This window comes from Dysgonomonas sp. UBA7710, assembly GCF_002482385.1.
In the GTDB taxonomy this organism is placed as follows: Bacteria; Bacteroidota; Bacteroidia; order Bacteroidales; family Dysgonomonadaceae; genus Dysgonomonas.
The window spans coordinates 1-10,567 of sequence record NZ_DLFW01000027.1 but is presented as its reverse complement, the minus strand read 5'-3'; the positions used below and the strand labels follow the sequence as shown (position 1 = coordinate 10,567).

Sequence of the window (10,567 nt, the reverse complement as noted above, 5' to 3'; positions counted from 1 at the left end):
GGGATAGAAGTGCCGAGGCCGCCCGTGCCACTGGATTATGTGGAGATCAACGGCATCAAATGGGCAAAATATAACGTCGACGCACCTAATACATTTGTAGCCAATGAGACTGATTACGGCATGTTCTACCAATATGGCCGGGGTACAGTCGGGTGGAGTAATACTAATCCGCTGACAAACACTCAGGGAGGCAACACCTGGAACAGCTCACTCCCTGCTTACACTACCTGGAATATGTCCACCCAAAATCCATGCCCTACGGGCTGGCAGGTTCCAACATATGCACAATTTCAAGATCTTGCGGCCCATGGAGTAGCTTGGTTCAGCGACTATAAATCCAGCGGTGTGGCCGGTCAAACTTTTTCGGACGGGGGGGAGGTACTGTTCTGCCCTGCGGCCGGGAGAAGGAACTATGATCTCGGCACGCGCATGAACGAGGGCGCTACCATATTCCTGTGGAGCCGGGACCTCGTGTCATCGCCAAATATGATGCGAAGTTTCATGGGCACCGATGGTTCGCTATCGGGTCTCCCGCTTGTATCATACAGCGCGCTACCCGTGCGTTGCGTTAAGATATAAATATACACAGGACGTTAGTCCGGGTATTTGGATGCAGATGTAGCCCGTTTACTCCGGGCTACCTGTCCGGCTGTGACTATCTTCCTCAGCGGTATCTCCCGCGTAACCCGGAGAATCTTAAAAAACGGACTGGATGAAATTTTGCCCGAATCATTGATTTTCAGAAAGATGAAAGTATAATATTACAGGCAAAAAATGAAAAGATAAACTATGAAAATACGCTCTTAAACGTATTTAACTTAGTCATAGTGACGATTTTAGCCGGAGACTCCCTTAGTCGCATGTGCGCGGCGGGAAAGTTATCTATTGTTTGTTGGTGATAACTCTCCGGTTATGCTTTGTGTAAAGTTTCAATAAAGCCTGTCGGGATGACAGGCTTTATTTGTAATACAGGCTGCAACGGGAATACATCCTAAGCCTCCACAGGGTAAAGTGGATTCAGGTCACTCCTGCCCCGACGAATAATGATGACGAAGATTATACTTATGACAGGATAACCCACAGAAATTCGTGTTAAATGACATATCCTGATAAACAAAATATCAGAAAAATAATGTATCTTTGTGCGCATTAAAAACAATAACTTATACTTGTTATTTTTATGCAAGAGAAAATCATTATCCTCGATTTCGGGTCACAAACCACCCAATTGATTGGTCGCAGAATCAGAGAATTAAATACTTACTGCGAAATTATCCCCTACAACAAGTTTCCTTTCGATGACAAAAGCGTAAAAGGCGTAATCCTGTCGGGAAGTCCTTTTTCGGTAAACGATGCCACGGCATTTAAACCCGACATCAGCCAGATAAGAGGTAAATATCCGATATTGGGCATTTGTTACGGAGCACAATACCTTGCCTATACCTCGGGGGGAAAAGTGGAAAAAAGCGATTCCCGCGAATACGGACGGGCACATCTGACAAAGATTAAGTCCGGCGTTGCCCTGTTTGACGGAATATCTGAAGGTACTCAGGTATGGATGTCTCACGGAGACTCTATCACAGTAGTGCCGGAGAATTTCGAAATAGTAGCCAGCACAGCTGATGTACCGGCAGCAGCATATAAAATAAAAGGAGAGGAAACATGGGCCGTACAATTTCATCCTGAAGTTTACCATACTACAGACGGCACACGCCTTTTAAGTAATTTCCTTAATATCTGCCATTCGAAAAGAGGATGGAGCCCTGCTTCTTTCATCGATTCCACAGTGGACGAACTGAAAGGAATGCTTGGAGACGATAAGGTAATCCTTGCTCTTTCGGGAGGTGTAGACTCTTCGGTTACTGCGGTTTTGCTGAATAAGGCTATCGGAAAGAACCTGACCTGCGTATTTGTAGATCACGGATTACTTCGCAAAAACGAATTTGAAAATGTATTGAGAGATTATGAACATCTCGGACTGAATGTGATAGGCATAGACGCCAAAGAGCGTTTCTACAAAGAACTGGCCGGTGTGACCGACCCGGAACAGAAACGTAAAATTATAGGCAAAGGCTTTATAGATGTCTTCGATGAAGAAGCACATAAGCTGAAAGATATAAAATGGCTGGGACAGGGAACTATTTATCCCGATATTATCGAGTCGCTTTCTATCACAGGCCATGTCATCAAATCGCACCACAATGTGGGAGGATTACCTGAGAAAATGAACCTGAAACTGGTAGAGCCGCTACGCCTGCTGTTTAAAGACGAAGTACGCCGTGTAGGATTGGAACTGGGTATGAAAGAAAACCTGATAAAACGCCATCCATTCCCCGGACCGGGGCTTGGTATCCGTATATTGGGAGATATTACTCCGGAAAAAGTAGAAATAGTACAGAATGCCGACGATATCTTTATCCGTATGCTTCGCGAACAAGGGTTCTATGATAAAGTATGGCAGGCGGGAGCCATTCTCCTTCCTATCAAATCTGTAGGCGTAATGGGAGATGAACGCACCTATGAAAATACAGTAGCTTTGCGTGCCGTGACTTCTACGGATGCGATGACTGCCGATTGGGCACATTTGCCATATGAATTTCTGGCTAAGGTATCGAATGAAATTATCAATAAAGTAAAGGGTGTAAACCGTGTTGTTTATGATATTTCATCAAAACCTCCTGCCACTATCGAGTGGGAGTAATAAAACACAAGATATTTTCCTTAAAAAGTGTCTCCTGCAAAGGGGACATTTTTTTTTAAAAGCATCGGACTTAAAAGGTTCAGAGCTTCCTTTTCACCTGTTTGTTTTAGGCGGAATTGTAATATTTGTTTTATCATTCAATTTTTTCTTATTAATTTTAGTGTATTAATTAACCTAAATACTTGATACTACATGACAAATTTAAAGAGGATCAGCCTGGTAATTATCCCCGTATCGATACTCAATCCGTATAGCTATGGGCAACAGGAACAAAATAAATCCCGCCCCAATATCATACATATAATGACGGACGATCATTCGTTCCAGACAATCAGTGCATACGGGCATCCACTCTCGAAAATAGCTGCCACTCCCAATATAGACCGTTTGGCAAATGAAGGAATGCTATTCCGGCAAGCCTTTGTGGAGAATTCTCTATCAACCCCCAGCCGGGCATGCCTTATGACTGGTTTATACAGCCATCAGAACGGACAACGCCAACTGGGAGCAGGCATTGATACAACTAAGATCTTCTTTTCCGAATTATTAACTCAGGCAGGTTATCAGACCGGAGTTGTCGGAAAATGGCATATGCAATGCGAGCCAAAAGGATTCAATTATTATTGTGTATTGAACGATCAGGGAGATTATTACAATCCCAGTTTCAAGACGAAGGAGTCTCAAGGTAAATATGTGCGTGAAGAGGGTTATGCAACCAACCTTATCACTACCCATTCCATAGAATTCATAGAAAGCAGAGATAAAAACAAGCCTTTTGCCCTTTTAGTGCATCATAAAGCTCCACACAGAAACTGGATGCCGGAAGCCAAGTATTATGATCTGTATGAAGATGTAGAGTTTCCAAAGCCCGAAACATTCTATGACGATTACGAAAGTCGTTGTTCTGCGGCTAAAACCCAGGATATGACGATCGACAAGACAATGACATTCATTTATGACCTTAAACTGAATGAATTGAGAAATACTGCCCCATATAATAAAGAGTGGAGTGACGGTGGCTTACAACAGGCGATGAATCAAATGACTCCTGCACAACGCGAAGCCTGGGAAAACGCCTACCATCCCAAGAATATGGAATTTATCAACAGTAACCTATCCGGAGACGATCTGCTTAATTGGAAATATCAGCGTTATATCAAAGATTATCTTCGCTGCATAAAATCAATTGACGATGAAGTCGGACGCCTGATAGATTATCTTGAAAAAGAAGGACTGATGGATAATACCATTATCGTCTATACCTCGGACCAGGGTTTTTATATGGGAGAACATGGATGGTTTGACAAGCGTTTCATGTATGAGGAATCATTCAGAACTCCGCTTATCATACGTTATCCCAAAGCTATCGAAGCAGGCACAAAGACTGACGCTCTGGTTCAGAATATAGATTTTGCACCTACATACCTGTCTTTAGCAGGAATAGAGAAACCGGCCGAGATGAGCGGTGTATCTCTCGAATCTTTGTTTAGCGGAAAAACACCTGAAGACTGGAGAAAAGATTTATACTACCACTATTACGATTATCCGGCAATCCACAATGTCCGCCGTCACGATGGTGTCAGAACGGACAGGTATAAACTCATCCATTTTTATGGTAAAGGTGAAACCAAAAATGATGAGGACATCAATTGCAACGAGTTATTCGATCTTAAGAATGATCCGAATGAACTGCATAATCTCTATGGTAAAAAAGGATATGAAAGAATAAGCCAGGAATTACAAGCTACTTTAGATAATTACAGAAAAAAGCTTAAAGTAGACGAATTCTAAGTACCTGTTTAAATCTTCCTTCATATTTTTACCATTATGAAAATGTATTACTCTACTCCCTGAAACCTAAAAGGTTCGGATGTTACAAAATTATCAGCGGTATTTCCTGCATAAGTTTTACCTCCGACCAAATCCAGTTTTCTTACAGGGGATTTCTCCGAAAAATCGACATTATTAAAATCTACCCAGAAAACATTCGGATATAAAGCAGACTCAAAATAATATACTTTATGCTTCTGGTCTGCTACTGTTCTCCATCTGGTAGATGAAATATTCGGTTCGTCAGGTGTACTTATCCCAAAAGGAACCGAAGTGTTGCGTATAACGCTGAATACGCTGGCAACAGCCAGTCTGGTATCATCTACTTTCGGAATTACGTTTATATAATAAGAAGCTCTTACAAACCTGTCGGCGGCACGGTTAGTCCCCGGAAGAAAAGTCAGGCCCCCAATACTTTTCCAGTATTCATTCAATGCCAGTTGCTGGTCGAATACGGGCGAATTCGTCATCACCTGATAGGATTTATCGTGGTGTATCACCAGCTTTCCGTTTATATATTCAAAAATAGCGCTATCACCATCCGAATCTGACAGGGACAGGTGGAGAGTCGCCATTCTGGAACCATCGGGCATCATATCCGACACTACTTCGAATGTACCTTGTTCCATATAAGTTACAGCTTCATTCACAGTGGCAAAATTATCGAGCATATATTGCACCCATGCGGCTATCGACAAACCCGGCTTCTTTTGGTCCCATTCCGGATATGCAGATTCGGCGAGCCAGAGTAAATTGGCTACAAGACCTTTTTCGTTCATACCGTCTGTACTGGCAATGTCGTAAGCGGAAGTGATTACACTTCCATACTTCGATTTCCACTTCAAAGGGTTGCTGCCTACTTCACCGTTCCGTTCCATACCTCTGGGGAAAATCCACAGGTTACTCCTGCTATCCTCTTTCCAGTCCATAGTTCTTGCGGTCAGTACCGTATTGTTGAGTCCGTGATAGACTATCCGGGTACAAGCCTCGATTGCACTGAATTGTGTAAATGCCAGAACCGCTGCCAATAAAACGGCTCGTGTAATAGTTCTCTTCATAAATCTTTTAATTTGATTTGTTCATACTTTATATAGAGAAACAATCCCTGATGGCTAAAAGTTTATAATTGCAGTAAATATCCTATCTGTCGAAATGTAATCTTTCTCCTCTCATGTCATAAACCACGCCATTTTCAAAGGCAATCTTTCCGTTCAGGAATGTTTTCTCTATCGAAGTGGAGAATGTCTCCCCTTCGAGTGGAGCCCATTTACATTTATACAGGATATTATCTCTAGTGACAGTATAAGGTTTATTGGGATTCACCAATACCAAATCGGCAAAATATCCTTTACGGATATATCCCCGCTTATCTATCCTGAACATGGTAGCAGGCGCATGACACATTTTATTCACCACTTGCTCTTTTGTTATTTTGCCTTTCTTGGCCAACTCGAGCATCATTTGCAGCGAATGCTGAACCAAAGGTCCTCCCGACGCGGCTTTCAATGCGCCGCCCTGTTTTTCTTCCAACAAATGGGGAGCGTGGTCGGTCGCGATTACATCCAGTTTATTCTTCAGTAGTCCCTGCATCAGAGCACCCCTGTCCTGTCTGGTTTTCACCGCAGGATTCCATTTTATACGCGCGCCGTATCTGGAATAATCTTCATCCGAAAACCAGAGATGGTGAACACAAACTTCCCCGGTGATCTTCTTCTCCGTAAGGGGTTTTATATCGAATAAACTTATTTCTTTCTCGGTGGAAAGGTGCAAAATATGCAAACGGGTCTGATATTTATCAGCCAGTTCCACAGCTTCGGCAGACGAGCGATAGCAGGCTTCGGCGCTACGGATAAGCGGATGATACTGAATTGGTATATCTTCTCCGAACTCGGCTTTATATTTAGCCAGATTTTCCCGTATTATTTCTTCCTTTTCGCAATGGGTGGCAATGAGCATATCCACTTCGGCAAAGATGGATTGCAAGACCATTTTGTCATCCACAAGCATATTCCCTGTCGAAGAACCCATAAAAACCTTTACCCCGCATACTTCTTTAGGATCGACCTTTTTCAGCTCTGCAATATTATCATTTGTGGCCCCCATATAGAAAGAGTAGTTCGCGAATGACTTTTCGGCAGCTAATTCAAATTTCTGCTCAAGGAGTTCAATTGTTGTAGTTTGCGGCTTTGTATTAGGCATTTCCATAAAAGAGGTAACCCCTCCGGCAATAGCGGCACGGCTTTCACTGGCAATATCTCCCTTATGGGTTAATCCCGGTTCGCGGAAATGTACCTGATCGTCTATTACTCCGGGCATCAGCCATAATTCCCTGCCGTCAATAACCGTTGCGTTGTTTAAGAGCCGGTCAGGAATCTCTTCTGTCCTGAATATCTCCGCAATAACATTGTTTTCTATCAATACCGAACCGATGAAAGATGTTCCTTCATTTATAATTGTTGCCTTATGAATGAGTATCATGATTAAAAAAATAAATGGTTTGATACAAAGGTAGAAAAAAGAGTTTGTCAATGTATATGAAATATGCTAATCAGTTGAGTTTAAAAGAACATTTTCGTTAAGCAATGAGGGCAGAATCAAATTTATTTGAATTCTGCCATTGCGAGAAAATGACTAATAAAATTGAACATTTTAAGTAACCAATAAAACTTTTACATATTTTTCTTCTGCCACCTATCATTTCTTTATTTGTACATGTTATGTTTTTTTTCATTCATTAACTGTATAATGTTAAAATCTGACATATCTGACAACTTTTTAGTAAACAGTTAGCAATAAACAACCCGTAAGATGTAAAAACTTTGCGCCTTTGCGTCTTTGCGTGAAACAAAACAGGGCGTCAGCCAACCCGTAACTATTAAAAAGGTAACAACCTTTTCAGTAAACAGTTATCAGTCATCAGTTAATAACTCGTATCTCGTGTCTTGTCTACTCGTATCTCATATTACTTAAAACTCACGACTTGTTAAAACCTGACAACCAACGGTCACAGGAGCGTAGCGTATGTAAACTTGACAACTTTTCCTGCTTTTTTACTTTTTCCCAATCTTTAAATTTTTAAACATTAAATTTTTAAATCCTTCCAGATCTTTCAAAGAGCTATCGGCTAAAAGCAATATATAGATAAAGTTCTTTTGAAGAAATAGCCCCTCGCTCACACAGATTTGCAGTATATGTACTCGTAGGGTAATTTCTTTAGCAAGACACGGTTTACAAAACCATATCCCTTGCTCGCGCGGACGTCCCGTCCGTGTGTTGCATAGCAAGAAAAATCATTCGATAACGATTACAACAAACAAAGCAATCCTGTTTCTCAGATTCCAATATAATCACAGAAATAAATGAAAAAATCGTACAACTTTAAAAGTTGTACGATTCTCCATAAATACCTTAATATATTTATTTTATATCATTCAGCAAATCTGTTTTACCTTCATTTACCAGTTTAAGTATCAGTTCACCAAACAATGTATTCTGCCATGCAAACCACGAACGGGTAAATTTCTTAGGATCGTCTTTGTGAAAAGATTCGTGTATAAATCCCGTATCGGCATCTGTCTCCAACAGCATTTTCACACACGCCTGTATTTCTTTATCATCCTGACTGGTAAAGGCTTTCATCATGATACTCATTGGCCACACCATGTCATAACCGATATGAGGCCCGCCAATACCTTCTCCGGCACTGCCTTTGAAGAAGTAAGGATTGCTTTCGCTCCACACAAATTTACGTGTATTCTGATAAATAGGGTCATTTATATCGACATCTCCCAGATAAGCGGATGATAATAAGCTTGGGGCATTAGAATCATCCATCAGATACTGATTACCAAAACCATCTACTTCGAAAGCATAGATTTTCCCATACTCAGGGTGATTATAAACCGCATACTTCTTCAGGGCGGTTTCTACTTCCTGAGCAAGGTCTGTACATTCTTTAGCCAGTTCAGTTTCCTTATTTACAGCCGTCAGTATCTCAGCAGCCTTTCTCAATGAAGTAACAGCGAAGAAATTAGACGGAACAAGAAAAAGGAAAGTAGTAGCGTCATCGGATGGACGGAAACATGAAGCAATCAGCCCGACAGGATTTACAGGATTGCCATATCCGTCATTGTTCATCGTATCCAGCTGACGTTCGGTCTTACGTTGAAACTTGTAAGGCCCTACACCGTCTTTACGTTGTTGCTCCTTGAATGTTTGCAGGATCAGAGTTATCGCCTGTAGCCATTCTTCATCAAATACAGAAGTATCCCCTGTAGTCTTCCAGTAATGATAAGCCAGACGCAACGGATAACATAGCGAATCTATTTCCCATTTACGCTCATGCAATTCCGGCTTCATATTCGTTAAGTCCGACATCCATTGGTGATCCGGGTTCGGATCGTGCGGATCAAGAAACGCATTTGCATACGGATCGATGATAATGCATTTGAACTGGCGGCGGATTGTACCTGCCAGCATAGCCTTCAGTTCAGGGTCTTGATTCGCAAGCTGCACATATGGCCAAACCTGTGCTCCCGAGTCGCGCAACCACATAGCATGAATATCTCCTGTATAAACCACCGTGTCGTCTTTCCCGTCTGTTTTCCGGTAACGGACAGTTGTATCCAGCGTGTTAGGAAAACAATTCTCGAACATCCATGCCAGTTTGGCGTTTTTCAATAGTTTTTTAACGCGTACTATCTCATTTTCTACAGCTTTGGACTGGAATAATCGTTTGTCTACCGCAGGACGGTTACTTTTGTAAGGATCGTCCTTTTTAACAGTAGTATTGTCTTGTGACAATACTATGCTATTGACTAATTGAACCGAGAGGCTTGCCTCTGCCGAAATAGCCGTTATACTTGCTAAGCAAAGTCCTATAATTCCTTTTTTTATATAATTATTCTTCATAATTCTTGTACATGTTTGTAAAATCATTTAATCAATATTCTTTTTGGGAGTACTGACTCTAATTAAAAGTGAGAAAATAATAATTGTGGGTTTCAATCTGAATAATGTCGATAAATTCTCTTTTTTATATAAAAAATAAAATTGTTTCATTATCAGATTATTTTTTCTTAATGTATTAATTTCTTTTAGTGCTTTTTTAAGAGGGAATAGTAGTAGAGCCTGACGTGAAGCGCTGTATAGTGAACGAACTACATTTTTGAAAAGAAAAGTATTACATGTGTCTTCATTAATGCCTTTACTTTTCAGAAATTTATACAATTCCTCAAAAAATGAGACTCTGTTTTTAATGGACCTATAAGCATAGGCTTTCCCTGTATTGCTTGAATGAAAGACATGATAATATAAAAAATCAGGAACAATCCCAATTTTCTCTATTTTATCGTAGACATTTATGAAAAAGATGCTGTCTTCGGAACAAATGGTTCTTGAATCTAAAAAGTATAGTTTATTCTGTTTCAGAAAATCGGCTTTATATAGATGATTCCATATTACACACGAAATTTTATCGCTGCATACATTCTCATAAAACCATTCTTTATCCGTTGCATTCGTAGAATTATCCGGATATTTATATCCTTCTTCTACGCATTCTGACTTCACTTTATAAACACACAGAAAATTGCATCTTACAATATCCAAGCATTCTTCTTCTGCTTTTTCATATAACAGTTCATACATGTTGGACTCGCAATAATCGTCGTGGTCGAAAAAGCCTATATATTTTCCTTTGGCTGCTTCTATCCCTTTATTTCTGCTTATCCCTGTATGAAGATTCTCGTTGTTATAAATCAGTACTATTCTTTTATCTTTTGCAGCAAAACCTTCGGCAATATTATTGCTCCCATCGGTAGGGCAGTCGAGAACCAAAATGATCTCAATCTCTTTCAATGTTTGGCTAATTATCGAAGTCAAACATTTCTCAAGATACTTGCCTGCATTATGAACGGGAACAATAATACTGACTTTAGGCGATTCCATTTCTTATTTCTTCTTTTTCGTATTTGTTACTTTATATTCTTTAGAGAATGAATATGGCAAGTCCCTGTCGCTTGTTCCCCTGTTTAC

Annotated in this window: 6 protein-coding genes and 1 pseudogene; 3 read left to right on the top strand and 4 right to left on the bottom strand. The window is 40.6% G+C overall.

The window, feature by feature from the left end:
• The 3 genes and pseudogenes from B3317_RS09260 to B3317_RS09250 all read left to right on the top strand — a co-directional run.
• Window positions 1–579, top strand: a pseudogene (locus tag B3317_RS09260) (hypothetical protein); the annotation flags it as partial.
• Window positions 580–1,180: 601 nt separating this feature from the next.
• Window positions 1,181–2,701 carry a glutamine-hydrolyzing GMP synthase gene (guaA, locus tag B3317_RS09255; RefSeq protein WP_291110892.1) on the top strand — a complete coding sequence of 507 codons (1,521 nt, stop codon included), beginning with the start codon at window positions 1,181–1,183 and terminating at the stop codon, window positions 2,699–2,701.
• Between the two features lie 192 nt (window positions 2,702–2,893).
• A complete protein-coding gene (locus B3317_RS09250) occupies window positions 2,894–4,492 on the top strand; it encodes a sulfatase family protein (RefSeq protein WP_291110891.1) in 1,599 nt (532 codons plus the stop codon).
• Window positions 4,493–4,539: 47 nt separating this feature from the next.
• On the opposite strand, the gene B3317_RS09245 is transcribed toward B3317_RS09250, so the two are convergent.
• The 4 genes from B3317_RS09245 to B3317_RS09230 form a co-directional block, all read right to left on the bottom strand.
• On the bottom strand, window positions 4,540–5,589 hold the full coding sequence (locus tag B3317_RS09245) for a linear amide C-N hydrolase (RefSeq protein ID WP_291110890.1): 1,050 nt from the start codon (window positions 5,587–5,589) through the stop codon (window positions 4,540–4,542).
• A gap of 82 nt (window positions 5,590–5,671) precedes the next feature.
• Complete coding sequence (locus tag B3317_RS09240; RefSeq protein WP_291110889.1) at window positions 5,672–7,009, bottom strand: dihydroorotase; 1,338 nt, start codon at window positions 7,007–7,009, stop codon at window positions 5,672–5,674.
• 939 nt (window positions 7,010–7,948) lie between these two features.
• Window positions 7,949–9,442 carry a glycoside hydrolase family 125 protein gene (locus B3317_RS09235; protein WP_291110888.1) on the bottom strand — a complete coding sequence of 498 codons (1,494 nt, stop codon included), beginning with the start codon at window positions 9,440–9,442 and terminating at the stop codon, window positions 7,949–7,951.
• A 27-nt stretch (window positions 9,443–9,469) separates the two neighbouring features.
• Window positions 9,470–10,480, bottom strand: coding sequence for a glycosyltransferase (locus B3317_RS09230; protein ID WP_291110887.1), 1,011 nt, complete (start codon window positions 10,478–10,480; stop codon window positions 9,470–9,472).
• Window positions 10,481–10,567 lie beyond the last annotated feature (87 nt).

Excerpts from the sequence above, each read along its gene's own strand:
- guaA (WP_291110892.1), top strand. The coding sequence starts at position 1,181 with ATGCAAGAGAAAATCATTATCCTCGATTTCGGGTCACAAACCACCCAA.
- B3317_RS09250 (WP_291110891.1), top strand. The coding sequence starts at position 2,894 with ATGACAAATTTAAAGAGGATCAGCCTGGTAATTATCCCCGTATCGATA.
- B3317_RS09245 (WP_291110890.1), bottom strand. The coding sequence starts at position 5,589 with ATGAAGAGAACTATTACACGAGCCGTTTTATTGGCAGCGGTTCTGGCA.
- B3317_RS09240 (WP_291110889.1), bottom strand. The coding sequence starts at position 7,009 with ATGATACTCATTCATAAGGCAACAATTATAAATGAAGGAACATCTTTC.
- B3317_RS09235 (WP_291110888.1), bottom strand. The coding sequence starts at position 9,442 with ATGAAGAATAATTATATAAAAAAAGGAATTATAGGACTTTGCTTAGCA.
- B3317_RS09230 (WP_291110887.1), bottom strand. The coding sequence starts at position 10,480 with ATGGAATCGCCTAAAGTCAGTATTATTGTTCCCGTTCATAATGCAGGC.